The sequence below is a fragment of the Actinopolymorpha sp. B9G3 genome, from assembly GCF_040120725.1.
Taxonomy (GTDB): Bacteria; Actinomycetota; Actinomycetes; order Propionibacteriales; family Actinopolymorphaceae; genus Thermasporomyces.
In genome coordinates, this window is record NZ_JBEEAB010000032.1 from 21,314 (window position 1) to 45,493 (window position 24,180).

Annotated in this window: 21 protein-coding genes; 15 read left to right on the top strand and 6 right to left on the bottom strand. The window is 69.5% G+C overall.

Features of this window, described 5'->3' with window-relative positions; genetic code table 11:
• Positions 1–150 precede the first annotated feature (150 nt).
• Entirely contained in the window at positions 151–825 is a 675-nt protein-coding gene (locus ABNF93_RS31920) for a ThuA domain-containing protein (protein WP_349331981.1), read from the top strand.
• 132 nt (positions 826–957) lie between these two features.
• Here the strand turns inward: ABNF93_RS31920 and ABNF93_RS31925 are convergent, their stop codons facing one another.
• Positions 958–2,055: a Glu/Leu/Phe/Val family dehydrogenase gene (locus ABNF93_RS31925; protein ID WP_349331982.1), complete on the bottom strand. Its 1,098-nt coding sequence runs from the start codon at positions 2,053–2,055 to the stop codon at positions 958–960.
• A 132-nt stretch (positions 2,056–2,187) separates the two neighbouring features.
• On the opposite strand from ABNF93_RS31925, the gene ABNF93_RS31930 reads away from it, so the two are divergent.
• The 10 genes from ABNF93_RS31930 to ABNF93_RS31975 all read left to right on the top strand — a co-directional run bounded on the left by ABNF93_RS31930 (position 2,188) and on the right by ABNF93_RS31975 (position 13,385).
• Entirely contained in the window at positions 2,188–3,024 is an 837-nt protein-coding gene (locus tag ABNF93_RS31930) for a DUF8083 family protein (RefSeq protein WP_349331983.1), read from the top strand.
• Between the two features lie 243 nt (positions 3,025–3,267).
• Positions 3,268–3,486: a BldC family transcriptional regulator gene (locus tag ABNF93_RS31935; protein WP_020576220.1), complete on the top strand. Its 219-nt coding sequence runs from the start codon at positions 3,268–3,270 to the stop codon at positions 3,484–3,486.
• Positions 3,487–3,530: 44 nt separating this feature from the next.
• Positions 3,531–5,990: a glycoside hydrolase family 31 protein gene (locus tag ABNF93_RS31940; RefSeq protein WP_349331984.1), complete on the top strand. Its 2,460-nt coding sequence runs from the start codon at positions 3,531–3,533 to the stop codon at positions 5,988–5,990.
• A gap of 138 nt (positions 5,991–6,128) precedes the next feature.
• The gene (locus ABNF93_RS31945) at positions 6,129–7,145 is read left to right on the top strand and encodes a DUF4129 domain-containing protein (protein ID WP_349331985.1); all 1,017 of its coding nucleotides are present in this window, start codon (positions 6,129–6,131) and stop codon (positions 7,143–7,145) included.
• Positions 7,142–7,909, top strand: a complete 768-nt coding sequence (locus ABNF93_RS31950) for a hypothetical protein (protein WP_349331986.1) — start codon at positions 7,142–7,144, stop codon at positions 7,907–7,909. The genes ABNF93_RS31945 and ABNF93_RS31950 overlap by 4 nt, the downstream gene beginning before the upstream one ends.
• On the top strand, positions 7,906–8,889 hold the full coding sequence (locus tag ABNF93_RS31955; protein WP_349331987.1) for an AAA family ATPase: 984 nt from the start codon (positions 7,906–7,908) through the stop codon (positions 8,887–8,889). The genes ABNF93_RS31950 and ABNF93_RS31955 overlap by 4 nt, the downstream gene beginning before the upstream one ends.
• Positions 8,889–10,400, top strand: a complete 1,512-nt coding sequence (locus ABNF93_RS31960) for a DUF58 domain-containing protein (RefSeq protein WP_349331988.1) — start codon at positions 8,889–8,891, stop codon at positions 10,398–10,400. Before ABNF93_RS31955 ends, ABNF93_RS31960 begins: the two co-directional genes overlap by 1 nt.
• A gap of 47 nt (positions 10,401–10,447) precedes the next feature.
• Positions 10,448–10,999 (top strand): hypothetical protein, encoded by a 552-nt coding sequence (locus tag ABNF93_RS31965; protein ID WP_349331989.1) that lies wholly within the window; start codon positions 10,448–10,450, stop codon positions 10,997–10,999.
• A gap of 154 nt (positions 11,000–11,153) precedes the next feature.
• Entirely contained in the window at positions 11,154–12,164 is a 1,011-nt protein-coding gene (locus ABNF93_RS31970) for an MASE1 domain-containing protein (protein ID WP_349331990.1), read from the top strand.
• Positions 12,165–12,407: 243 nt separating this feature from the next.
• A complete protein-coding gene (locus tag ABNF93_RS31975) occupies positions 12,408–13,385 on the top strand; it encodes a S1C family serine protease (RefSeq protein ID WP_349331991.1) in 978 nt (325 codons plus the stop codon).
• Positions 13,386–13,488: 103 nt separating this feature from the next.
• Here ABNF93_RS31975 and ABNF93_RS31980 read toward each other — a convergent pair whose 3' ends face one another.
• The 4 genes from ABNF93_RS31980 to ABNF93_RS31995 form a co-directional block, all read right to left on the bottom strand.
• Complete coding sequence (locus tag ABNF93_RS31980) at positions 13,489–14,238, bottom strand: DivIVA domain-containing protein (protein ID WP_349331992.1); 750 nt, start codon at positions 14,236–14,238, stop codon at positions 13,489–13,491.
• Entirely contained in the window at positions 14,235–15,410 is a 1,176-nt protein-coding gene (locus tag ABNF93_RS31985) for a globin domain-containing protein (RefSeq protein WP_349331993.1), read from the bottom strand. The genes ABNF93_RS31980 and ABNF93_RS31985 overlap by 4 nt, the downstream gene beginning before the upstream one ends.
• 11 nt (positions 15,411–15,421) lie before the next feature.
• Positions 15,422–15,832, bottom strand: a complete 411-nt coding sequence (locus ABNF93_RS31990) for a group I truncated hemoglobin (RefSeq protein ID WP_349331994.1) — start codon at positions 15,830–15,832, stop codon at positions 15,422–15,424.
• Between the two features lie 213 nt (positions 15,833–16,045).
• Positions 16,046–16,558 carry a VOC family protein gene (locus ABNF93_RS31995; protein ID WP_349331995.1) on the bottom strand — a complete coding sequence of 171 codons (513 nt, stop codon included), beginning with the start codon at positions 16,556–16,558 and terminating at the stop codon, positions 16,046–16,048.
• Between the two features lie 352 nt (positions 16,559–16,910).
• On the opposite strand from ABNF93_RS31995, the gene ABNF93_RS32000 reads away from it, so the two are divergent.
• From ABNF93_RS32000 to ABNF93_RS32015, 4 genes are all read left to right on the top strand, one after another.
• Positions 16,911–18,728, top strand: coding sequence for a glycoside hydrolase family 13 protein (locus ABNF93_RS32000; RefSeq protein ID WP_349331997.1), 1,818 nt, complete (start codon positions 16,911–16,913; stop codon positions 18,726–18,728).
• A gap of 81 nt (positions 18,729–18,809) precedes the next feature.
• Positions 18,810–19,229, top strand: coding sequence for a pyridoxamine 5'-phosphate oxidase family protein (locus ABNF93_RS32005; RefSeq protein ID WP_349331998.1), 420 nt, complete (start codon positions 18,810–18,812; stop codon positions 19,227–19,229).
• Positions 19,230–19,498: 269 nt separating this feature from the next.
• Positions 19,499–21,844 (top strand): ATP-binding protein, encoded by a 2,346-nt coding sequence (locus tag ABNF93_RS32010; protein ID WP_349331999.1) that lies wholly within the window; start codon positions 19,499–19,501, stop codon positions 21,842–21,844.
• A gap of 287 nt (positions 21,845–22,131) precedes the next feature.
• On the top strand, positions 22,132–22,641 hold the full coding sequence (locus ABNF93_RS32015) for a hypothetical protein (protein WP_349332000.1): 510 nt from the start codon (positions 22,132–22,134) through the stop codon (positions 22,639–22,641).
• Between the two features lie 12 nt (positions 22,642–22,653).
• Here the strand turns inward: ABNF93_RS32015 and ABNF93_RS32020 are convergent, their stop codons facing one another.
• On the bottom strand, positions 22,654–23,961 hold the full coding sequence (locus ABNF93_RS32020; RefSeq protein WP_349332001.1) for a pyridoxal phosphate-dependent aminotransferase: 1,308 nt from the start codon (positions 23,959–23,961) through the stop codon (positions 22,654–22,656).
• Positions 23,962–24,180: the final 219 nt, after the last annotated feature.

Here is a 24,180-nt window from a genome sequence, read left to right on the forward strand (position 1 = left end):
CCGAGCCTTGTCTGGAAGTCGAGTCCTGCCCGGAACCTGAGCCCTTGAACCCGAGCTTTGCCGTGACCGTTCGGCTGCCCCTGACCGTTCGGCTGCCCTGACCCTGCGGCCGACCCGAGTCAACCAACCCCCTCGCCGCCTGGAGGAAACATGAGCGAACAAGGAAAGATCCGCGTCCTCGTCTGGTCGGAGCACACCGCTCCCAAGGAGATGTATCCGTACGACATCAACGGCGCGGTCGCCGACGGCCTGCGGCAGGAGCCGAACGCGTTCGACGTGCGTACTGCCGAACTTGTCGACCCCGGCCAGGGCGTGCCAGAGGAAGCTCTCGCCGAGACCGACGTCCTCGCGTGGTGGGGTCACATGCTCCACAACGCCGTCCGCAACGAGACCGTCGACCGGATCGAGCGGCACGTGAAGGAGCGCGGCATGGGCTTCCTCGCGCTGCACTCCTCGCATATGGCGAAGCCATTCACCCGGCTGATCGGTGATGACGGCCGGATCGGTGGCGTCAAGCACGAGGCGGGTCCCGAGGAGATCAAGGTGTTGGCACCTGACCACCCGGTGGCCGAGGGGATCAGCGACTTCTCGATCGACCCGGAGGAGATGTACGACGAGGAGTTCGGCTGCGGCAAGCCGGACACGGTGGTGTTCCACTCGACGTTCCCGGGCGGGCACGAGTTCCGGTCCGGTTGTGCGTACACGGTCGGCGCGGGTCGGGTCTTCTACTTCCGGCCCGGGCACGAGGAGAACCCCACCTACTACCGGGATGACGTACGCAAGATCATCCGCAACGCCGCGAAGTGGGTCGCCGGCCGGTCATAGGGCGAGACGCGGCAGCTGGCACGCCGGCGGTGCTGTAAATGACCACGCTGCCCATGCCTGTGGACCTTCGCAAGGCGTCGATGCCTTGCCCACGGTTCGGCAGCATGGGCAGCGTGGTCATTTGTCTCAGCGTCACTCGTGCGGTGTCCCGCCGGCCGGATGGCCGAGCCAGAGCGTACGTCGGGCGCTCGCTCCGGCGATCCGGCGTTCGGCCATCCGGTCGGCGGCGGCGGCGGGAGGTACGCCCTCGTCGGCCGCGAGCTCCAGGACCCGGCGCATCGTGTCGTAGATCCGGGCCGCCCGCGCTTTGGCGCGCTCGAAGCTGAAGCCGTCGAGTTCGTCGGCGACCTGGATGATTCCGCCGGCGTTGACGAGGTAGTCGGGGGCGTAGAGGATGCCCCGATCCTGGAGCAGCTTGTCGATACCGGGATGGGCGAGCTGGTTGTTGGCGCCACCGCAGATGATCCCCGCGCGCAGGGACGCCAGCGCCGACTCGTCGAGCGCACCGCCCATCGCGCACGGCGCGTAGACGTCGAGGTCGGCGGCCGCGAGTGCGCCCACGTCGTCGACGACCACCACGTCGGGATGGTCGCGCAGGACCTGCTCGATCGCCTGCGCCGAGACGTCGGTGACGACGACCTCCGCGCCCTCGTCGCGCAGATGTCCGACCAGTCGTCGCCCGACCTTGCCCACCCCGGCCACGCCGACCCGCCGCCCAGAGAGGGAGGGTGTGCCCCACCGGTGGGACGCGCAGGCGCGCATTCCCTGGAAGACTCCGTACGCCGTGAGGATCGACGAGTCGCCCGCGCCGCCCTGTTCCACCGACCGGCCGGTCACGTGGGAACACTCGCGGGCGATCACGTCCATGTCCGGGGAGTACGTACCGACGTCGCATGCGGTGATGTAGCGGCCGTCGAGGGACTGGATGAACCGGCCGTACGCACGGAGCAGGCGTTCGGACTTGTCCCGCACGGGATCGCCGATGATCACAGCCTTGCCGCCGCCGAGGTCGAGTCCGGCGAGCGCGGCTTTGTACGCCATCGCGGTCGAGAGGCTGAGGACGTCGGCGAGCGCGGACTCCTCGTCCGGATACGGGTGGAAACGGGTACCGCCGAGTGCGGGACCGAGCGCGGTGGAGTAGATGGCGATGATCGCCTTCAGGCCTGACGGACCGTCGGCACAGTAGACAACCTGCTCGTGCCCGGAATGTCGGGCAAAGAACTCGGCCACGGTGGTGACTCCTCGTCCGGGCGGCCCACATGGGTGGTGCGGGCGTCCGACACCACCATAGAGCGAGAACGGCTCCACTCCGATCTCTCCGGACAGGTGCCGCGAACCAACGGAGAGGTGCACGATGGGAGCATGCGGACCTCGGTCCTGACCCCGTACTGCTGCTACCTACGCGTCTACGAGCCAGTCGCCGCCTTTCCGGAGCGGGTGCGCTCGTCGTGGGTGGCGGCCGGTGGTGGTGTCCCCGACCGGGCGCAGCCCGGTGCGCTGGTGGTCGCGGAGCAGCGGGAGGCGCTGGCGGCCCTGCTGCCAGTGCTTCCGCCTGGCGCGTTCGCGGGCGAGCACGAGCAGCGGGCGTACGCGATGGAGGTCGACGGAGCCGTCCTGTTCTGTCCGGATGAGCCGGCCTTGCGGATCCGTGAGGCGTTGAGCGACCTGATGACGGCCTTGCCCGACCATGTGCTGAAGGCCCTGCTTCCGGCCGGTGGCCTGGAGCGGATCGATTTCGGCGCGTTGAGGGATTGCCCTCCGGACGCCGTGCCTCACATCCTTACCGCCAGATGGCACGTTCCGCTGGTGTGGTTCGTCATCTTTGGTGATGAGGAACGCAGTGTCGGGATGGATCCGGTGCGCGAACTCCGCTACCGCACGCCGATGGTGGAGGCGCGACGCCGGGTGGGCCGCGCTCATCGGCTACTCAGCCAGTCCCGGCCGGACTGGAAGCTCGATCCGCTGGCCGCGCTCGGCCGCTGGATCGAGGCGTTCCACCCGCACTCCTGGGTGGAGCTTGATTACGGAGGGCTTGTCCACCTGATGGACGCCGACACGCTGACCAGCGACAAGTCGGCCGCGGATGTCACTACTGCACTCAGGGCAGTAGCACAGGGTAACGATGAGGAGGCACTAACTGCCTACCACCGACTACGGAAGCGATGGTGGGCGCTGCGCGTGAAGGAGCGCGCATCGTGAAACACCGGGCCATGTTCGGGAAATTCTGGAAAATCTGGGCGGAACGCTCCGATTCGGGTTACGGTGAGTCACGTGAGGGAAGGGGAGGATTGACACCGATACGTCACGTGGGGGATGAAGAACGCGGCGTGACCGTAATGGGTGGATGTCCGTTATTTCCTTTTCTGCAATAAGTGATTTCGAAGCACCAATGGAGGGTGCGGGACGGACTTAACCGTCCGGTTCTCGTGGAGGAGGCCGCTCATGACGACACGTACGCCGGAGACAGAGTCTCTGCTCACGCCGGCAGAGGTCGCGGCCATGTTCCGGGTTGACCCCAAAACGGTCACCCGGTGGGCCAAGGCCGGCAAGCTCAGTTCTATCCGCACGCTGGGGGGACACCGGCGCTACCGCGAGTCCGAGGTGCGCGCCCTTTTGGCAGGCGTGCTCCCCGAACAGCGTGGGGGTGCCGAGGGCCGCTGACAAAGCGGTTTCTCAGCGACGTCGGATAGACAGGACAATCGAACATGGCGGTCCCAACCCACCGGGGTTGGGGCCGCCATATTCATTCTCTGCTGCGATCGGCAGCGCTGATCGGGCCGGTCAACAGCGCTCGCGCGATCGCGTACTCGGTCCACCGGGACCGGCTGGACGCGAAGGCGTTTCGCCGTCGCTCCCGCCGGGGGCGCGAGGGTATGAGGGTGTTGCGCCGCCCACGGCGGGACCGAGGCGGGCGCGCGGAGCAGGCGCCGCGCATCCCCGGCCGGCTCCTGTCCGCCGGGGCGATGCCCGGGGGCGGTCGCTTCACCTTTACCGACGCGAGTCTGGACGTCCGCTGCCTGCGAGGGGGTGGCGTCTTTGTGGCGTGGGACGGAGCCACACCGCTTCCGTCGTACGCGCTCGTCGGGGGTGAGACCGGGCAGGACGCCAGCCAGGACGCCGGGGACAAAGCGGGGCGCAAGGCGGGTCGGGAGCCGGAGTGGGACGAGCGGGCCCGGCTGGCCTCGGCCGGAGACTGCTGGACCGTCCGGGCGGGAGACCTGACGGTCACGGTCGGTCCAGGCGGGCGGCTGACCTTCACCAGCGCTGACCGTGAGACGTCGTTCCGGCGAGACGAGCCGCCGTGGTGGGAAGGCGAGGCGTGGACCCATCGGAGCGTCCTCAGCCCCGACGCGATGGTTCTCGGGCTGGGCGGCCGCGCGGCCGGACTCGACCGGCGACCCGGCCGTTACCGGCTGTGGAACAGCGATCCGGGTGGTACGTACGTCCGTGGCGACGATCCGTTGTCCATGTGCCTGCCAGTCTCACTCGTTGTCACCGATGCGGGCTCTCATCTCGCGTTCTATGACAACAGTTCGGCCGGAAGCGTCACGGTGGGTGACGAGATTGCGATGCAGCTGCCGGGCGGACCTCTTCGCTACTACGTGTTACCGGGACCGCCGGAGCGGGCCCTCGACGGTTACACGGCACTGACCGGCCGGCCAGCACTGCCGCCGCGTTGGGCGCTCGGTTTCCACCAGTCGCGGTGGGCCTACGGCAGCGAGGCTGCGATGCGGGAGATGGTGGCCGAGTACCGGCGCAGGGACCTGCCACTGTCCGGCGTCTGGCTCGACATCGACCACCTCGACCGCCGGCGAGTGTTCACCGTCGACGAGGAGCGCTATCCCGACATCGGCGGGTTCGCCGCCGACCTCGCCAAGGGCGACATCCACCTGGTCGCGATCGTCGACCCGGCGATACCGCGACGGCGGTCCATGCCGCTCTACCGCGACGGGCTGGCGGCCGATGCGTACTGCCGCGACCTCCGCGGGCGGGTAGCTCACGGCGTCGTGTGGCCGGGCACGACCGTCTACCCCGACTTCACTGCCGCGCGGGCGCGCGCCTGGTGGGGCGACCAGCACGCGAAGTACGTACGCCTCGGCATCGACGGGTTCTGGAACGACATGAACGAACCGTCGGCGTTCGCGGCCTGGGGCGATCCCAGCCTGCCGGCGTCGACGCAGGCCGACCTCGACGGCCGCGGCGGCGATCATCGCGAGGCGCACAACCTCTACGGCCTGACGATGAACCGCGCCACCTTCGAAGGCGTCCGCCGGCTGCGGCCGGACCGGCGGCCGTTCCTGTTGACGCGGGCCGGCTGGGCGGGAGTGCAGCGGTACGCAGGGACCTGGACCGGTGACATCGCCTCGCGGTGGGACAACCTCGCCGTCACGCTGTCGTTCACGCTGGGGCTCGGCGCGTCTGGCGTGCCGTACTCCGGCCCCGACATCGGCGGGTTCGATGGCCATCCGCCGGCGGAGCTGTTCGTGCGGTGGTTCGAGCTGGCCGCGTACCTTCCGTTCTTCCGTTCCCACTGTGCGAAGTCCACGCCGCCGCGGGAGCCGTGGGCGTACGGACCCGAGGTCCTGGAGCAGGTTCGCGGCGTCCTGGAGGAGCGGTACGCCCTGCTGCCGTACTGGTACACCCTTGCCTGGGAAGCCCACCGCACCGGCCTGCCGTACGTCCGCCCGCTCGCCTGGGAGGACACCACAGATCACGCGCTCCGGAAAGTCGACGACGCGTTCCTGCTCGGCGGCGCGCTGCTCGTGGCGCCGGTGCTCGTCGAGGGCGCGCGGGAGCGGGTGGTCCGGTTGCCGGCGGGCCGGTGGTACGAACGGCGGACCGGCGCGGCCCACGACGGCCCCGGCGACGTCGTGGTGGACGCATCGCTCGGCCGGCCGCCGGTCTTCGTCCGCGCGGGTGCCGTGCTGCCGACCGAGGAGCGTCGGCCGGAGGACGGCACGACCGCGATCGTCCTCGAGGCCTATCCGCCCGGGCCGGCACAGTCCCGGGCCGGCGGTGGGCGGTTGGTGAGTGACAGTGGCGACGGCTACGCCGAGCCGGTCGACGAGCGGTTCACGATCGTGATGGGTCCGGACGGCCGGTGGCTGGTCGAGTACTCCGGTCCGGCGTCCGCCCTCCCGTACGCCGTCCGGTGGCGGGGCTGACCACCGGCAGCGACACTCTTGACAGTGCGTGATGCCGCGGTATTTCGTTGCCGAATCGGTACGGCTGCTCGCTACGGATCCTGATCATGGCGTCCTAGGGTGACCGGTTAGGCGCGCCTGGGGAGGTGTGGGGCGACTGTGCGTAAGGGCTCACGGTTTCGCGCTCTCGCCGACCTTCGCACATCCGCCCAGACGAATCCGGCCGCGCGGGTCGGCGTGGTGGCCGCGGTGGTGTCTCTCCTCGCCCTCGGCGCTCTGGGTCTCGACGGCCGGGAGCGGATCACGCTCGACGATCGGCAGCTGTCGACCCGCGGGCTGGTCATGCTCTTCGCGGCCGTCCTGGTCGCGGGACTCGTCCTCATCGTCGTCGCGCTCGCCACCCAAAGCGGCGGTCCGCCACGAGGGGTGGAGCCGAAGCGGACCAGCCTGGTCGCCCGCGTCGTCCAGCTCCTCGTCCTGGTCGGGCTCCTCTATCTCCTGCTCCGCCATGCCGACGAGCTGAAGGACCTGTTCAACCAGCGCGGCGAACCGGACACCGGCGGCCGCCCACCCGGGGCACCCGGTGGCGAGGGCGCCGCGGACCCGGGCGCGGACGGGGCTGGTCGGCCGCCGTCCTGGTCGTGGCCGGTGGTGGCGATGGCCGGCCTGCTGCTGGCCGCGGTCGTCGGCACGCTCACGTGGGTCGCCCGCCGGTCAGGCCTCGAGTCCACGCAGGTCGGCGACGGCGATCCCACCGCGGACGAGGTGCAGCACATGGTCGCGGCCGGACTCGCCGCGCTCGCCGACGTGGACGAGCCTCGGGCCGCGGTGATCGGTGCCTACGCGGCCATGGAGGAGGCGCTCGCCCACCAGGGCGTCGCCCGTGGCGTGACCGACACACCGTCGGACCTGCTGGCGCGGACCATCCGGGCCGGGCTGCTCACCTCGACCGGTGAGGCCGCCGCCCGCGAACTCGCCGGGCTCTTCGAACGTGCCCGCTTCTCCCGACGTGCGTTGCCCGCCGACGCGAGGCTGGCGGCGGTCGCCGCGCTCAACCGGCTTCAGGCAGAGCTCCGCGCCCAGGCGGACCGGCGGGCCCAGGCGGAGCTCCGTGCCCGGGCCGAGCGGCATGCGCGGGACGACGCGGCGGCACATGAGGACCGGGCGCGGTCGTGAGGAGGCTCCGGTTCGTCCTCGTCCTCGCGTTGCTCGTACTGGTCGTGACCATGCGGTTCCGCGGGATGCTGATCGGGTTGACGGTGCTTGCCGTCAACGAGTTGCTCTGCCAACTCCTCCAGCTCGAAGGACCAGGGAGAAGTCGGCGTTCGACGCCACGGTGGGCGCGGTGGCGCCGCCTGGGGCGATGGCTGTGGTCGCACCTCATTCGCGGCGACGCGGGACCGCACGACAGGTCCCGCGCCCTGGAGTGGCAACGCCGCCTTCAGTTCCTGCGGGGGATGGTGCTTCCGCTGGAGTGGCTGCGCCGGTGGCGGCAGCCGTCCCCGCGGGCGGGCTTTCCGACGTACGACCGGATTCTGGGTGAGATCGCGTGGTCCCGGTACTCGCGGCGCGACTTCGATGTCGGGTTGCGGAAGCGGCTGGTCGAGGCGGCGAGCGTTCGCCTGGAGGCAGGGCACGGCATCGATCCGGCCGACCCCCGGACCGAGGACGCCTGTCGTGACCTGCTCGGTGCGACCACCTGGTCACTGCTGGCGCCGGGCCGGCCGGCATCGGACGCCCGCAGCGAGCCGGGTGTCGACCTGCCGACCCTGGAGCGCATGGTGTCCTCGATCGAGCGTCTGCGCTCCGGCCAGGTAGCAGGCGCCGGGTCGAGCGGCACCGGATCGAGTAGCACTGGATCGAGCGGCACCGGATCGAGTAGCACTGCATCGAGTAGCACTGGATCGAGCACCACCGGATCGAAGGAAGGGACGCCATGACCGTCACCGCCTCGACGCTGGCGCCCGCGCAGACCCGGGAGCGGGCGAGCGCCGTCCTGGACGAGATGGAACGCGTGATCGTCGGCAAGCGCGGCCCTCTCGAGCTCGTCCTGCTCGGCATCCTCGCCGGCGGCCACGTCCTGCTCGAAGACCTTCCCGGGCTGGGCAAGACGGTGCTCGCCCGGTCGTACGCCCAGGTGCTGGGGCTCAGCTTCGCCCGCGTGCAGTTCACTCCGGACCTGCTGCCGCAGGACGTCACCGGCGCGTCGATCTACAACCAGAAGACGGCGGAGTTCGTGTTCCGTGAGGGCCCGGTCTTCACCCAGCTGCTGCTCGCCGACGAGATCAACCGGACGCCGCCGAAGACGCAGGCCGCACTGCTCGAGGCGATGGAGGAACGCCAGGTCTCCGCCGACGGCGTCACCAGGCCGCTACCACTGCCGTTCGTGGTGCTCGCGACCGAGAACCCGATCGAGTACGAAGGGACGTACCCGTTGCCTGAGGCGCAGCTGGACCGGTTCGTTCTGCGTACCCGGTTGGGCTACCTGTCCGCCGACCTCGAGGCCGACATGGTGCGCCGCCGGCTCGAGCGGGGTGCCGCCCGACCGTCGCTGGCGCAGGTCGTGGACACGGCCGAACTGCTCGCGATGATCTCCTCGCTCGAACGTGTCGAGGTGCACGACGATGTCCTGGCGTACGTCGTCTCCATCGTCCAGGCGACGCGGTCGCATCCCAAGGCGCAGGTGGGTGCGAGCCCTCGCGGCACGCTGGCGGTCACGCAGTTGGCGCGGGGTGCTGCGATGCTCGCCGGTCGCGACTACGTGACACCGGCGGATGTGAAGCGGGTCGCCGCGGCCGCGCTCGGGCATCGGCTTGTGCTGCGTCCGGAGCTGTGGGTACGCCGGGTGACCGGAGAGGACGTCGTGGCAGATGTCCTGGCCGAGGTACCGACTCCGCCGACGCGGATCGTCCGGGATTGATGACGACCTACGGCGTGCCAGCGTCGGCGCAGGCGTCCGCGGCCATGACAGTCGGCGGGGTCGAGGCGTCGCCGCGCTGGCAGGTGAGCCGGCTCGTGTGGCGCCTCGCGGCGGCCGGGATCCTCGCCGTGCTGGGCGGACTCGTGGCCGGGCGGCCGGAACCGATCGTGGTCGCGGTCCCCTGCCTCGTCGCTGTGGTCGTCGCACTGCGGCAACCACGGCCCGAGCGGGTGGTGGTGACCGCCACGGTGTCCGAGCTACGGGCGTTCGAGGACGACCCGGTCGAGGTCGAGGTCCAGGTGAGAGCGCCTTTCGTCCTGGGAGAGATCGCGCTCGACCTGGCCCTGCCGAGGGTGCCGGAGCGCTCGACGCCGGCCGTCGAAACCGGCGGTGGAGCGGGTCCGGGTGGAACCGCCAGCGTGGACGGCGGGGATTCCGACAGGGCCGCATCGGGCGTGGACCGTCAGTCCAGTCGTACGTCCGAACAACGGCGGACCCGGCGCGGCTCCACGTACTTCGGGATCGAGGGTGAACGCGGCCGCCACCGGTTCGGCGTCGCGCAGGTCACCGAGACGTGGACCGTCCGCGCACATCGCTGGGGCCGGTGGCGGCTCGGGCCGCTGCACCTGCGGCTGCGGACGTCCGGCTGGGGTTATGTCGGCAGGGTCGCGCTCACCCTCACCGAGCTGACGGTGTTCCCGCCGCCGGGGCGGGCCCGCGACATCGCCGTGCCGCCGATGCTGCTCGCCCGGGTCGGCAGTCACGTCGCGCGGCGGGCAGGTTCGGGGGTGGAGTTCGCCGGGATTCGTTCGTTCGCGCCGGGTGATGCCGTACGCCGGATCAACTGGGCGGCGAGCACCCGCCGAGGGGAGCCGGGTGAGCTGTTCGTCAACGAGTTCGCGGCGGAGCGGGCGGCCGACATCGTGGCGGTCGTCGACACGACAGTCGACGTGGGTACGCCTGGGCGGTCCAGTCTCGACATCGGGGTGCGCGGCGCGGCCGCCGTGGTGCAGGCGTACCTCCGCTATGCCGACCGGGTGGGTCTCGTGGCGCTCGGCGGAACGCTGCGGTGGCTGTCCCCTGACGTCGGCATCCGGCAGTACTACCGGATCGTCGAGACCCTCCTGTCCTCCCGGCTGGACAACAGCTTCCTCGAACCCGAGCTCGCTCACCTTCCGCCGCAGGCGTTGCCGCCCGGTGCGCTGGCGTTCGTGTTCACACCGCTGCTCGACCCGCGTGCCGTCGAGGCGATCCGCGACCTGCGCGAACGCGGCCATCCGGTCGTGCTGATCGACGTCCTGACGGGGGAGCCGCCGGTGGGTCCCGTCGAGCGGGTCGGCCGGCACCGGGTGAGAGAACAACGGCTGGCGCAGCGGATCTGGCGGCTCGAACGCGAGGCGCTCGTCCACCGGCTGCAGGCCATCGGCGTCACGGTCCTGGAGTGGGACGAGGAGTCCGGCGTGCCGCTCGATCGGGTCCGGCTCGAACCCATGCTGCGAGGTGGCCGCTGATGTCCGAGTCGTCAGCTGGGTCGGCCTCTGGATCGGCAGTAGCCACGATGACGGCTGGGTCGACCGCTGCCGGCGGGGATCCGGCCGGGCGGCGGGTGGGCGGGGGAGTCGTCCGGCTGGCCGGCGTTGCCTGCGGCCTCGCCATGGTCGGGGTCCTGGTGGCCGCGCTTCCGTCAGGTCTCGACCGGTGGATCGGTGGTGGCGCCGCCCTGGCCGTCGCGCTGTCCGGGCTCGGCGGCGGGTTCGGTGCGTACGTTCCCTGGGGTCTTGTCGTGGTGACGATCGGCGTCACCACGGCGGCGGACGCTGTCCAGTTGCCGGTCCTCAGCGCCACGGCGATCGGGCTGCTGGCCGTCGCGTACCTCGTCCTGCTGGAAGGCGCGGACGCCCTCGACGGAGCCTCAGCGCCTCTGGACGTCGCGATGCTGGCGGGCTGGGTGCGGAGTCTGACGCCGGTGCTCGGTCCCGCACTCGCCGGCGCGCTGGTGGTGATGGGCGTGGTCCTCCTGCCCCACCCGCCCGCCGCCTGGCTTGTCGTCGCCGCCCCACTCGCGCTCATGGTCGGTGTGGCCCTCGCCCTGCGGCGCCCGTCTCGTTGAACGCATACGCTCGACCCCCGTTGGACGCTCCCCTCGATGGTGCAAGCATGGGGAAGGGCATATCCGGGTCGGCTACGGGAGTGTCGCGAATCTGGCTTCATGCGTCATTTGCGCGGGCTGACAACGCAAGGCAGAGAACGCGAAGGCGTGCGGCATGGCGCGGACCTGGCGAGGCCGGCGGATCCCCTCCTCGGTAGAGGTGGGCCTTGCGAATCTTGCCGTCGCTGCCGTCTGTTACGGCTCCGGGCAGCTGGGGCTCCTGGCGGGGGAGATCGGCGAGAACGTCAGCCCGCTGTGGCCTCCTACGGGAGTGGCCCTGGTCGCCCTGCTCCTTTATGGCATCCGAGTCCTGCCGGGGATCGCGGCGGCCGCGTTCCTCACCGACCTGCCCCTCGTGCCGCTCGTCGGCGTGGTGATGGACACCGGCGCCGCGGCCGCCACCGCGCTGGCCGGCTATCTCCTGTTGCGCCGGGTCGGGTTCCGGCTGCAGATCGACCGGCTGCGTGACGCTCTCGCACTGGTGTTCCTTGCGGCCTTCGGCTCGACGCTGATCAGTTCCCTCGTGGGCTGCGGCGTCCGTGTCTATGTGGGGCAACTGGAACCCAGGGAGTTCCTGCAGGTCTGGTCGGTGTGGTGGACCGGCGATGCCATGGGGATCCTGCTCGTCACGCCGTTCCTGTTGGCTGTCCGTCAGTACTGGCGACTCCGGCACATCCAGTGGTACCGGTACGCAGAGCTCGGCCTGCTGTTGGTGGCGTCGTTCGGCGTCGCGTGGGTGGGGACCCACGTCATGGACGCCATCTTTCTCACGTTCCCGATCATCGGCTGGGCTGCGCTGCGCTTTCAGCTCGTCGGCGTTGCGCCCTGTGCGTTGATCGTGTCGGTGACGACGGCTGACGCGGCCGTGGGCGCCGTCGGCCCCTTCGCCGGCGTGGACGTGCTGATGCGCATGGTGTCCCTCCAGATGTTCAACATGACGCTCGTGCTCGGGTCGCTGCTCTTCGCCGCGATCATCAGCCAACGCGACCGTGCCCGGGACGAGATCGAACGCACGTGCAGCCGGTTGGGCGAGGTTATCCATCACCTCGAGGTATCGGAGGAGGAGCACCAGGTGCGGGTCAAGCCCACGGGGGAGGAACCCCAACGTCCCAGCGAGACCAGCTGAGGCGTGTCAGCGCGGCCGCGCCGGCTCGGGTGGTGACGGCGGCGTGGGCTTTTCGGCGGGTTTGCCCTCCGCCGCATCGCCCATGGAGGAGGGGACGGACGACTCCCGTTCCGGCCGTACGTCCCACGGAGGCTTGGAACTGTGACCGACTCCTCTGTGCCTGACCGGCCGCCCCAGCCTGGACAAGGCGCGCGTGGAGACCGACAACCGGGCGCATCGCAGGATGTCCAGGCTCCGTCGGACATGCCCGGTATCGGCGTACCGGCGCCACGGGCACCGCGGGAGGAGTCGTCGCCTGGCGAGTCTGCGGGGCGTACGCCTGTCCGGGAGGAGTCGCCGGGTTTCGGGCAACCTCCGCAGGCGCCGGGCGAGGTGTTGGACTCCGGTACGCCACCGCCTCAGCCATGGCGGACGACCCGGGCCAAGCTTGCGGCAGGGGTGGCCGCCATCGCACTCTGCGCGTCAGCGATCGGCGGCATCGTCGGCGGAATCCTCGGCGCCAACAGCGCCACGCCGAATCCCCTGACTGCCGCCGGCGGCCGTTCGGTAGAGCAGGACCCGAGCGGATCACTACTTCCGCAGGTCGCCCAGGCGGCGTCGCGAAGCGTGGTCGAGATCGTCGTGACGTCCGGCCTCGGCAAGGAGACCGGGTCGGGCATCGTCGTGTCACCGGACGGGCGGATTCTCACCAACTATCACGTCGTCGCCACCGCCTACGGTGGCGACATCACGGTCCGGCTGGCCGGTGCGGACGGTGCGGAGACCACGTCCGCGCGGGTGCTCGGTACCGAACCGGCGAAGGATCTGGCGGTGATCCAGGCCGATCGAGTGGGCGGGCTCACGCCGGCGAAGCTGGGTGACTCGTCGGCGGTCGAGGTCGGCAGCCCGGTCGTGGCCATCGGTTCGCCGCAGGGACTGCGGGGCACCGTCACGTCCGGCATCGTCAGCGCCGTCGACCGGGAGTTGCGGGTGGACGACCGGCCTGGCCTGGGCCCTGGGACGAAATCCGTGACGTACAAAGCGATCCAGACCGACGCCACCCTGCACCCGGGCAACTCCGGTGGACCACTCGTCACCCTGGACGGGCAGGTCATCGGCATCAACTCCGCCATCTACGCGGCCGCGGCGAAAGCTGACGGCTCGGGCCTCGGCTTCGCCATTCCCATCAACCAGGCCAGGGGAATCATCGGCAAGTACGGCGCCGCGGACGGCGTGAACTGACCGGCGACCGGCGGCGTGACCTTGTGGTCGGGCGACCGGCAGCCTGAGCCGGTTGGAGTTCGCCGAGGTGACGTACGGAGCGATCCGGGGTCGGTCGGCCGGCTCAGCCGGCCTGTGGGCGGCGGGTCCGGCCAGCCTCGGCTTCAAGCTGCCACGGCATGTCCAGGTGCGGCGGCGGGCGGTCCATGGGCTGACCGGCCAGGTGGTGCGAACCGGCCGGGGGGCGCGCCCCGGGTGGGGGCGGGCCGGGTGGGTAGTGCGGCAGGTCGTGGTGGTCGAGCCGGGGAACCTCGCCGAGCTTGTCCACCTGCTCGGTCAGGGCGTCCAGCACCGAACGCAACTGGACCTGCGCGACATGGGCGAAGGTGCGTACGTACTCGACCTCCGGGATCGGGAGTTGGCTGCCCTGCGGCCCGTCCGGGTGGGAAGGCTGGGAAGCCATCCCGTTCCTTGCCGCGGCCTCCGCCGCCTCGGCGGCCTGCTGCGCCTGCTGCAGGATCTCCCGCTGCTGCGCACGGGCGCTGACCATCAGGTCCCGGGCGTGCTGCACCGCCTCGGCGACCAGCCGGTCCGCGACCTGCTGTGCCTGGCTGAACAGTGCGACGGCGTGGGCGTTGATCTCGGGTCGATCGCCGCCACCGGAGTCCACCGGCGGGTTGTTGCGGAGGCGGTCGATCTCGGCGCGGAGGGCGGCGCGATCGTTGTCCGCGGCCTGGATCTCGTCGGCCACGCTGGCGAGAAACTCGCGGACTTCCTCTTGGTCCCAGCCACGTCTGCGCTGGTTGAACGTCGCGTAGCGCACTGCGCGAGGGGACTTGCGGATGGCGGTGGGCATCGGCGTGATCTCTGTCATGAGTGGTCACCTGACCTGGCGGCTTCGAGCGGGGGATGGATGCCGTCACCGCCGGCGCTGGCGAACTTCTCGAATCGGATGTCGTCGCGGGGCATGCCGGCCGACGTCAACTCGGACAGAGTGGACGTGACCATGTGCGGTGAACCGCAGACCAGGGCGGTACGCCCCTGCCACTGCATGCTCCGCGCCGCGACCGAGCCGACCAGTCCGCGGGCGCCGGGGAAGGAGGAGTCGTCAGACACGACCGAGGTGTAGGCGAACCAGGGTCGCGACGTCAGCTTGGCGAGCAGCTGGCTCTCGTACAGGTTCCATGGCACCCGGGCACCGTGGAAGAGATGGATGTTCGGAGCGCGACCTTCCGCCTGCCACTCGCGGTCGATCTGTTCGAGAACCGCCCGAAGGGGCGCGAGCCCGGTACCACCCGCGATCATGATCAGGTCGCGCTGGTCGCCCGGTGAGCGGACGAGGTCATCACCGACGGCCGCACCGAGCCGGACTGTGTCACCTGGCTGCATCGCCCTGACGATGGCACCGCTGACCTGGCCACCATCCACGATCTGGACATGCAGTTCGAGTGAACCGTCCTCGCGCGGGGCGTTGGCAGGGCTGAAGTACCGCCACAGACGCGGCCGCAACGGTGTCTCGAACGCGACGGACTGGCCGGGGAGGTAGGAGAACGGCTGCTGCGGTCGCACCTGCACCACCGCAACATCGATCGTCCGGCGCTCGACCGAGAGGACGTCGGCGAGCCACCAGGCGGGAGTGGACTCGGCCGCCTGCTCGGCCGCCTGCACCATCACCTTCGCGACCAGGCCGTACGCCGCCGCCCAGTCGGCGGCCAACTCGTCCGTCCATGCCGGCCCGAGAAAGTGCCGGAGCGTCGCCAGCAGCGAGGCGCCGACCTTCGAGTAGTGCTCCGCGACGACGGAGAATCTTCGGTGGTCACGCCCGAGTTGCTGAATAAAAGGCGTGACCTCCTCGAGCTGCTCGACATTACTGACAATTCGGCCGAGTGCGCCGACCAATTTGTCCCGCTGTGCCGACATCGAAATCGGGAACATCTCGCGCAGCTCAGGGTGCGAGAGGAACAGGTGGGAATAGAAGAACAGTGGTACCTCGTCACCCGATTTGGCGACAATAGCCCAGCTGTTCTGCAGTGCGGCCGTATCCATAGCTGCTCAGCTCACGCGTTGGAGGCGGAGACGACATCCTTTTCAGCCCCCGCGAGCACGGCGCATACCCGGTCGATGATGTCCGGTTTGACACCCGCTTCTTCCAGCGCCGTCACCAGATGTGTCACCACCCGCGCGAAATCCGCTCTCGTGATGTCCATGCCGGCATGTGCCTCACGAAGTTCCCTACCGTCGTACTCGGCTGGGCCACCAAGAACCTGCGAGATCAGCAGGACCTGGTGGCGTTTGAGTCGGGCCATATCGACGTCGGTGAAAAACGGGGCCAGTTGGGTGTCGGTCAGGATGAGCTCGTAGAAGCGATTGACGACAGTGCTGACGGCGGGTGCTCCGCCAATCAGTTGATAATCGGTTGCACTGGTCGATGCTTCGGTGCCGGCCTGCTCGGTCACCGGGTCGCCCATAGCGTCCCTCCCCTTGCGCGGATGTGGTTGCGGCCCCCGAGTCAAGTGGCATTGGTACCAGTGGGCGCGGGCAGAGCGCAACTAGTCGGCCGTTTCTATCGATTTCCGGACGATGACGGCCGACGGCATTTTCCCTGAATTGGTCATTTTCGCCTGGAGTCCGACGTAACACAGAAAGTCGACACAATCGGGACATTGATCACGTACGGCACATCACGCGTGTGAGCTGGCACCCGGGGTGGTCGCGCCGTAGCGGTCCTTCTCCCTGGCGAGGTCGAGCGGCCGGATGCTGGTGCGACCGGCGAGGGTGGCGGCGTCGATCCGGTCCGGCGGTACGAACCATGCGATCTCGAACTCGATCCCGTCGGGGTCGGCTCCGTACAGGCTCTTGCTCGTACTGTGATCGCTGGCCCCCACGAGCGCGCCCGCCTCGACCAGCCGGCCGTGCACCGCTTCGAGCTCGGCCAGCGTGTCCACCTCCCACGCGAGGTGGTACAACCCGACGCTCGCCTTGCCGGCACCTGACGGCCCCGCCTCCGCGCCGATCTCGAACAGGCCGAGGTCGTGGTCGTTGACCGATCCCTCGGCCTGCAGGAACGCCGCGCCGGCAAATCCCTCGGGGGTCATGTCGACCGGTCGGAAGCCCAGGACCTCGGTGTAGAACTCCACGCTGCGGGCGACGTTCCGGACATAGAGCACCGCGTGGTTCAGTCGCGTGATGGGCATTTCGGCTGGCTCCGATCGTCGGAATCGTCGGAAAAGCGTCGGGGATCGTGGGCGGAGGCCCCACTGGACACACGGTCGGCGGGACTTTCGCCGGCCTGCTCGTCAGCGTAATCCGGGACCGGCGGTGACCCGTTCAGGTCCAAGGTCCCGCCCGGCTTGCCTGCCAACGTCCGATCCGGGACCCGGCTCGGGACCAAATCTAGGTACGCATCTAGGTAGAGCCCCCGATGCGTGGGGCCATCTGCCGGCGCCACCGTGGTCTAACGGCACCCAGAGGCGATGACCTAAGTCCCGACCAGTCGCCCTCCGCGCCGCAGCATCCGAGAAGCTGACCAAAGGCCCGAGGTACCCGATGCCCTTCGTCACCAGCCCCGCCGAAGCGCCACCGGAGGCCCGCGTCGCTCGCGCGTCGCGTCCCCGGTCCGCCGGCCCGGCACGCGCGCCGCGCGCCCTGCGTACGCCCCGCGTCACCCGGCCCCAGGCGCAGGCCAGCCCGGGCTCGCCGCTCCCCCCGGGCGCGCCGAGCACACCCGGGTGGTGGCGGAATGCCGTCATCTACCAGGTCTACGTACGGAGCTTCCAGGACGCCAACGGCGACGGGATCGGCGACCTGGACGGCGTCCGCGCGAAGCTTCCGTACCTGCGGATGCTGGGTGTCGACGGTGTTTGGCTCAACCCGTTCTACCCGTCGCCGCAGCACGACCACGGCTACGACGTCGCCGACTACTGCGCGGTCGATCCCGAATGCGGCACCGTCGAGAGCTTCGACCGATTGGTCGCAGAAGCGCATCGCCTCGACATCAAGGTGATCATCGACGTGATCCCGAACCACTGCTCGATCGAGCACCCGTGGTTCACCGCCGCCCTGCGTGCCCGTCCCGGCAGCCCGGAACGCCAGCGGTTCCACTTCGCCGACGGCAGGGGTACGCACGGCGAGCTGCCGCCGAACAACTGGCGGTCCATCTTCGGCGGCTCGGCCTGGGAACGCACCACGAACCCCGACGGCTCGCCGGGCCAGTGGTACCTCCACACGTTCGCCCCCGAGCAGCCCGACTTCAACTGGCGCCACCCCGACGTGGTCGACCACTTCGACCAGGTGGTGCGGTTCTGGTTCGACCGCGGTGTCGACGGCCTGCGGATCGACGTCGCCCACGGCCTGCACAAGCGGGACGGCCTGCCTGACCACGAGTACGCGGCCGGTGACGAGCTCACCGGTGACCCGGTGAATCCGTACGCATGGAACCAGCCTGAGGTGCACGACGTGTGGCGCCAGTGGCGCTCCATCGCCGATGAGTACATGCGCGCCGACGGCCGCGAGCGGGTCCTCATCGGCGAGGTCGGCGTCCTCGACCCCCGCCAGCTCGCCGACTACCAGCGTCCGGACGAACTGCACCAGACGTTCTTCTTCGAGTTCCTGCACACCGCGTGGAACGACACCGACCTGTGCGGTGTGATCGATGCCGGTATGAAGACGATCGCGGCGGAAGGTTCGGCCGTGACCTGGGTGCTCAACAACCACGACGTGCCCCGGTCGGTGACCCGGTTCGCCGGCGGTGCGCCGGGCGCGGGTCCTGGAGACCTGGAGCTCGGCCGGGCGCGCGCCCGGGCCGCTGCCCTGCTCATGCTCGCGCTGCCTGGATCGGCCTATCTCTACCAGGGTGAGGAGCTCGGGCTTCCCGAGGTCGTCGACCTGCCGATCGACGTTCTCACCGATCCGATGTTCAAGCGGACAAGCGGTGTACGCCGTGGCCGGGACGGCTGCCGCGTGCCGCTGCCCTGGGCGTCGTCGCAGGAGTCCCTCGGTTTCTCCCGCGGAAGCGGTGCAAGGCCCTGGCTTCCCCAGCCGAGCTGGTTCGCCGAGCTCGCGGTCGACCAGCAGCTGCGCGACGGCGGTTCGATGCTGCACCTCTACCGTGAGGCGATAGCCCTGCGGCACCGGATTCCCGCGCTGTCCTCGGATCAGCTGCGCTGGCTGCCGAGCGAGCCAGGCGTTCTGGCGTTCACCCGGGGCGACGGATTCGCCTGCGTCGTCAACTGCTCGTCCCGTCCGGTCGCAGCTCCCGCGCAAGGGGAACCGCTCCTTGCCAGCGACCCAGGTGTGGGCGAGAAGATGCCCCCCAACACGGCGGCATGGTGGCTCCTCCCGGATTCGCACGAGGCGTCCTCATGACCAGGTCGATTGCGGTGATGCCGGATGGTTTGCGCTGACGAGGCGGGCGCCATGGCAGGCGCTGCCCGAAGCTTCCAGACAATGGAGGAATTCGAAGTCCTCGACGTCATGGAGTGCCTCCGGCTGCTCGACGGCGCACTCGTGGGGCGCGTCGTGTTCACCGACAAGACCCTGCCCTCGGTCCAGCCGGTGAACTTCGTCCTCGACGGCGACGCTGTCATCATCCGTACGGCCGTCGGCTCCGACCTGGCCCGCGCCGTGCGGGACGCGGTGGTCGCCTTCGAGGTCGACGACATCGACCTCGAGCAGTGGCGCGGCTGGAGCGTGAACGCGATCGGCCGTGCCGAGGTGGTGACCGATCCGTACGAGATCGACCATCTCGCGGCCCTGCCCCTGCCGATCGGCACCGGTCGTGGGGAGCGCCAGTTCGTACGCATTCCGATGACCTTGTTGTCAGGTCAGCGACTGGTCCGCCAGCTCGCCGATGTTGCGTACGACTGAATTCCCGGGTCTTTCTGGAGTGGGGCGTATTCAGGCGTTTTGGATTTTCCGGTGACTCAGAACTCGGCGTATTGTCGTATTCGACGCTCAGCGCCCATTGTGGGTCGTCACCTTTCGCGCATTTCAACGAGTGAAATCCGCCCGCACCAAACCGCCTGTTCCCACAGTGTGCGCACCGCCGGGTAGCGGTGGACGGGAGACGAACATACGCTGGCGGATGACGGTCAGCCGGACCGAGGACACGGTCGGCTGGGCGTCTCGAGGAAATGATGTCCAGCGTTGCACACGCCGCACACCGGCCTGGCAATCTGCCGGCAGACGCGACGACATTCGTCGGCCGGCGGTCCGAGGTCGCCGAGGTCCGGCGGCTGCTCTCCGACGCACGGCTCGTGACCCTCACCGGTGTCGGCGGGGTCGGCAAGACGCGGCTCGCCGTCCGGATCGCCGCGGGAATGCAGCGGGCATTCCATGACGGGGTGTGGCTGGTCGATCTGACCAGGCTGTCCGATCCGAGCATGGTGGTCCAGGCCGTGCTCGAGACGCTCCAGGTCCATGACCAGTCGAGTCGCGATCCACTGCGGATCCTCACCGACTATCTCAGGGACCGGCAGGTCCTCCTCGTCCTCGACAACTGCGAGCATCTGTTGCAGGCGTGCGCGACGGTCGCCGACGCCCTCCTGCGTACCGCTCCCGGACTGCGCATCCTCGCCACGAGTCGGCAGCCCCTGAACATCCCGGACGAACACACCATGCCGGTCCACCCCCTTACGCTGCCAGAGGACGGGCAGACGTCGCTGCCGGGTGATCTGTCGGCGCAGTCCGGCGCTGTGGCGCTCTTCGTCGACCGTGCTGTCGCAGTCCACCACGACTTCGCCCTCACCAAGGCGAACCAGAGCGCGGTGGTCGGAATCTGCCGCCAGCTCGACGGCATTCCGCTGGCCATCGAGCTTGCCGCGGCCAGGCTCAGAACGCTGACACCGGAGCAGATCCTCGAACGCCTTGACGACCGGTACAGGCTTCTGACCACCGGCCCCAGAAGTGCGGCCCCACGTCACCAGACCCTGCAGGCGTTGATCGACTGGAGCTTCGAGCGGTTGTCGAGCGCCGAACAGTTGCTGTGGATGCGTACCTCGGTCTTTTCCGGAAGTTTTGACCTGACGGCCGCGGAGGCGATCTGTGCGGGCGACGGAATCAAGACCGAGGACGTGATCGATCTCGTCGCCGAGCTGATCGACAAGTCGATCCTGGTCAGGGAGGAGTCCGGGCGGGTCGCGAGGTACAGGCAGCTGGACATCATCCGGGAGTACGGTCGACGGAAGCTGGCCGGCCTCGGCGACGAGGCGAGGACCCGACTGCGGCACCGGGACTACTACCAGCGGATCGCCGCGCGAACGGCCGTCGAGCAGTTCGGACCGAACCAGGTCGAGTGGTTCGGCGGGCTGACTCTCGACTATGCCGACCTCCGGGCCGCCATGGAGTACTGCCTCACGACCCCCGGCGAGGCGCAGAACGGCCTGCGGATGGCGGCCGACCTGCTCTTCCACTGGGTACGGAGCTACTACCTCATCGAGGGTCGGCGTTGGCTGGACCGCATGCTCGCCGCGGACACCACCCCCACGCGGGCCCGCGCCGACGCACTCTGGTCCGACAGCTGGTTGGCCATCATCCAGGGCGACACCGCGGCCGCCCAGGTGATGCTCGACGAGGCCCGGCGGTTGGGTGAGCATTTCGACTCGCCGCGAATCCTGGGCTACGTCGCGCTGTTCTCCGGCTTTGCCGCGATGTACTCCGGAGACAGTGCCACCGCACTTCGCCGGTACGACGAGGCGCGCCAGCTTCATCTCGCTGCCGGAAACCAGCAGGGACTCGCACTGACCTTCATCCGGCTCTGTATGGGCTACTCCTTCCTCGGCGACTCCGAACGGGCGATCGCCATGGGGGAGGAGTGCGTGAAGCTGTCCGACGCCGTCGGTGACATCTGGTGCAAGGCGTACGCCCTGATGGCCATGGGAATCGACGTGTGGCGTCAGGGCGATGCGCGCCGGGCGACGGTGATCGAACAGGAAAGCCTTCGGATGAACCGGTCGTTGGACGCACGGCTCGGAATCGCGCTCAACCTCGAGGTGCTGGCGTGGGTTGCCGCCTCGGTGGGGCAGTTCCAGCACTCGGCCAGCCTGCTCGGGGCACTGCAGAAGCTGAAGCGGTCGACCGGGGCGCCACTGTCGGGTTACGGACATCTGGCGGGATACCACGAGGCGTGCGTGAACCGGGTGCGCGACGCACTGGGCGCGGAGGGGTACGACGCGATGGTCCTGCAGGGCGCCAACCTGAACCTCGACCAGGCGATCTCCCTTGCGCTGCGGGAGAAGGAGCACCACGCGCGGCCGGCCCCTGCGCGTGGCGAAGCCGTGCACCTCACCCGGCGGGAGCGCGAGATCGCCGAACTCGTCGCCAAAGGGCAGAGCAACAAGGAAATCGCGGCGGCCTTGGTGATCGCGCAACGGACGGCGGAGAGCCACGTGGAGAACATCCTGGTGAAGTTGGGCTTTACGTCCCGCGCGCAGATCGCCGCGTGGGTCTCGGCTCACGGGCAGGCTGAGCGCCCGAATCGCTGACCGATGGGTGTGAGGGCGGCGCGTGGCGTCGCTGGCAAGACCCGCGTCTCGCCGATGGCGAGTATCTCGGTTTCGTTCATGACGTAAGGGGAAACTCGGCTCCGACGTCAGGTGGTTTCCGGTGGCGCCCCAGCCAGGTGGTCTGGCTCGACGTACGCCCCTGAAGTCCCTGCGTACGTCCGACCAGCCGGGTCACCCGCCCGGAGTGGGCAGTGCGGTGAACCCTTCGTCCGTGGCGGACGTGTGGAAGGAGGCAGTCACCGCCACACGGGGAGAGGGAGACAACGATGAGACGACGTACGACCGTGCTCGCAGCCAGTCTGTTCGCCCTTCTGCTCGCCGTGCCAGCGGCGGCCAGCGCCTCGGGGCGTGGGGAGATGCTCGCGTTCGAGACGATGGCACCCGTCAGCGAACCCTTCACGGGTACGGCGAACCCGATTCGCGACCTGGCCGGAGGCGGACTGCCCTGGGAGATCGACGAGGCCGAGGGCAAGCTCCACAGCAACGGAAAGCTGGAGATCAACGTCGAGGGACTGGTCCTCGCCCGCCGAGCCCCGGTGCCACCGGACCGGCAGGGCGTCAACCCGTCCCCTTCGTTCAAGGCGATCGTCAGCTGCGTGAGCACCGACGACACCGGCGCTGCGACCACGGTCAACGTGGAGACCGGCCTCGTCCCCGCGACCGCCAGTGGTGACGCGAGGATCAGTACCACTGTCGACCTGCCTGACTCCTGCATCGCACCGGTCGTCTTCGTCACCTCACCTACCGGGGCGTGGTTCTCCGCGACCGGGAGATGACACCGACCATGCTCACCCGCGTGCCCCGGCGGCGCCGGTCAGTGCGGCGAAACCGGCGCGTAGCCGATCGAGGGACTCGCTGATCCACGGCAGGCGAACCGGGTCTGGATCGCGCAGCGCGGCCCACCGCTGCTCGTCATCGGTGCCGTAGAGCAGGCTCGTCGCCGCACGGAACGTGAGCCTGCTCGGGTCGTCGCCGAACGCCGAGCCAGGAAGTACGCCGATGCCGTGCTTACTGAGCAGCGTCTCCGCGAGCGACTCGCCGTCGGCGGGCAGTCCGACCGAGCGAGTCGTTCCGATCGAACCAGGTGTTCCGGCTGTGCCGAGGGAGGAGAAGTCCGGGTAGAGGTAGAACCCGCCCTGTGGTGCGCGGCACCGCGCCCCTGCGTCGAGGAGGATCGTGTGCACGGCGCGTGCGACGGTGCCGTGCAACCGCCGGGTCTGCTCGACGTGCGCGACGAGGTCGTCGGGATCGGCGAATGCGTACGCCGCCACCTCCTGCATCGGCCCCGGAAGTGCCGACCAGACCTCGCTCGCGAACTGCAGCAGTGAGTCGCGAAGCGAGACGCCGAGCGGTGACCGCGGCAGCGCGACCGCACCGATCCGCCAACCACCGAGGGCGAGGTTCTTGCTCAGCCCGGTCGTGACCACGGTCCGGTCCGGCACCAGCTCGGCCGGACTGGTCGGCACCGTCCCGTCGTGGGTCAGGTCGGAATAGATCTGGTCGGAGACGATGACGAGGCCGTGCCGTTCGGCGACCGCGCACACGTCGCGTAGCAGGGCCTCGCCAGCGACCGTGCCGGTGGGATTGTCGGGGCTGGTGAGAACGAGGATTCCCGGGCGTGGGCTGCCATCCGCCCCAGGCGTACGGCTCATTGCCTCCTCCAGCAGCGCGGGGTCCGGCACCCCGCCGGCCTCGGCTGGCACCGGCACGTGCAGCACCCGTTTGCCGATCAGCGCGGCCTGCGCGGCGTAGCTCACCCAGGACGGCTGGGGGAGTACGACGTCACCAGGCAGGACCGCGAGGACGGCGTACAGCAGGGACTTGCTTCCCGGCGCCAGCAGCACGTGGTCGGGATCGGCATGGCTGGCCGTCAGGCCACGTCGACCCAGATAGCCGGCGACCGCCTCCCGCGCCGCGGTGTCGCCTGCCACCGAGGGATACCCGCCACGACCGGTCGCCCGCCGGAGAACCTCCGCCAACGCAGGATGCACCGGGATGCCGGCCTCCCCGAAGGCCAGGTGCTGGACGGGTTCGCCGCGGGCCAGCCGGGCGCGGATCCGCTCGTTGGCGGCCAGTGTCGCCGAGATCGCGGCCATCTCACGTACCTCCTGCAACCGGCGGGCAGCGAAGGACGAGGCTAACCGACGGAAGCCTCCCGGCCGGCCGAGTTCTCCGGCCGGTGGCGGAGTTCTTAGGCCGGTGGCGAAGGTCCCCCGGCGAGGCGGCCGGTATGGTGAGGGCCGTGATCGCGCGACCGGTACAGCTTCGCTGGTGGCCCGCCCTGTAGGCGGCCCACGCTTCGCGCGCACTTTCGC